The 1,408-nt window shown below is 73.5% G+C and carries 1 protein-coding gene and 1 pseudogene; both read left to right on the top strand.

The window, feature by feature from the left end:
• On the top strand, positions 1 to 993 hold the full coding sequence (locus FHS34_RS41830; RefSeq protein ID WP_184976193.1) for an FAD binding domain-containing protein: 993 nt from the start codon (positions 1 to 3) through the stop codon (positions 991 to 993).
• Positions 990 to 1,408 (top strand): annotated as a pseudogene (locus tag FHS34_RS41825) (xanthine dehydrogenase family protein molybdopterin-binding subunit); the annotation flags it as partial. The gene FHS34_RS41830 and the pseudogene FHS34_RS41825, both read left to right, overlap by 4 nt.

Raw genomic sequence — 1,408 nt, 5'->3', positions numbered from 1 at the left:
ATGAGGGAGTTCGGCTATCGGCGGGCCACCGATGTCGCGGGTGCGGTCGCGTTGCTCGGTGCCGATCCGGACGCGCGTTTCCTCGGTGGCGGCACCAATCTCGTCGATCTGATGAAGGCGGGTGTCGAACGTCCCGCCCGGCTCGTCGACATCCGTGGACTCCCGCTCGACCGGATCGAGTCGACGCCGGAGGGCGGTCTGCGGATCGGTGCCACGGTCACCAACGGTGATCTGGCGGCGCATCCCGAGGTCCGGCGCCGTTACCCGGCGCTCGCGCAGGCGGTGCTGGCCGGTGCGTCGGGGCAGCTGCGCAACATGGCCACCGTCGGCGGGAACCTGCTGCAGCGCACCCGCTGCGGCTACTTCACCGATGTCACCCGGCCCTGCAACAAGCGGGTGCCGGGCAGCGGTTGCCCCGCTGTCGCAGGTGAGCACCACAACCACGCGATCCTCGGCGCGTCCGGGCACTGCGTGGCCGTGCACCCCTCGGACATGGCCGTGGCCCTGACCGCCTTCGACGCCACCGTCCACTTCGAAACGGCCGACGGTGCGGGGGAGCTGCCGCTGGCCGGTTTCTACCTGCCGGTGGGGGACACCCCGCACCGCGAGACCGCCCTGCCGCCGGGCGCGCTCATCACCGCCATCACGCTGCCGCCCGCCCCGGTCGCCGTCAACTCCCGCTACCGCAAGGTGCGCGAGCGGGCCTCGTACGCGTTCGCCATCGGCTCGGTCGCCGCCGCGCTGGAGGTCCGGGACGGCGTCGTCCGGGAGGCGCGTCTGGCCCTGGGCGCCGTCGCCTCCCGTCCGTGGCGGGCCGTCGCCGCCGAGCGCGTCCTGACCGGCGCGCCGGCCGGCCCCGGGACCTACGCCGCCGCTGCCGACGCCGAGCTGGCGGCGGCACGGCCGCTGCCGCACAACACATACAAGAGGGACCTCGTCCGCAACCTCGTGGTGGCCGTCCTGACCCAACTCGCCGAGGAGGACCGACGATGACCACCGTCACCACCGGCGCTCCCACACCGACGCGCGCCGTCGGCACCGCCCACACCCGCATCGAGGGCCGGGACAAAGTCACCGGAGCCGCACGCTACGCCGGCGAGATGCCCTTCACCGGCCTCGCCCACGGCTGGCTGGTGCTGTCCACGGTGGCCCGCGGACGCGTCAGCGCCCTGGACACCGACCCCGTCCTCGCCATGCCGGGAGTCCTCACCGTCCTCGACCACCGCAACGCCCCCCGCGTGAGGACCGACTACACCGGCCTGATGGGCATGCGCCCGGACCCGACCTGCGCCGTGTTCCAGCACGACCGGGTGCCGCACCTGGGCTGGCCCGTCGCCCTCGTCGTCGCCGAGACCCCCGAGCAGGCCAGGGAAGCCGCCGAGACCCTCGTCGTCCACTACGAACAAGA

The organism is Streptomyces echinatus (assembly GCF_014203595.1).
Taxonomy (GTDB): domain Bacteria; phylum Actinomycetota; class Actinomycetes; order Streptomycetales; family Streptomycetaceae; genus Streptomyces; species Streptomyces echinatus.
This window is presented reverse-complemented; position numbering and strand designations above follow the sequence as displayed.

Coding starts and splice junctions, on each gene's coding strand:
- FHS34_RS41830 (WP_184976193.1), top strand. CDS start 1: ATGAGGGAGTTCGGCTATCGGCGGGCCACCGATGTCGCGGGTGCGGTC.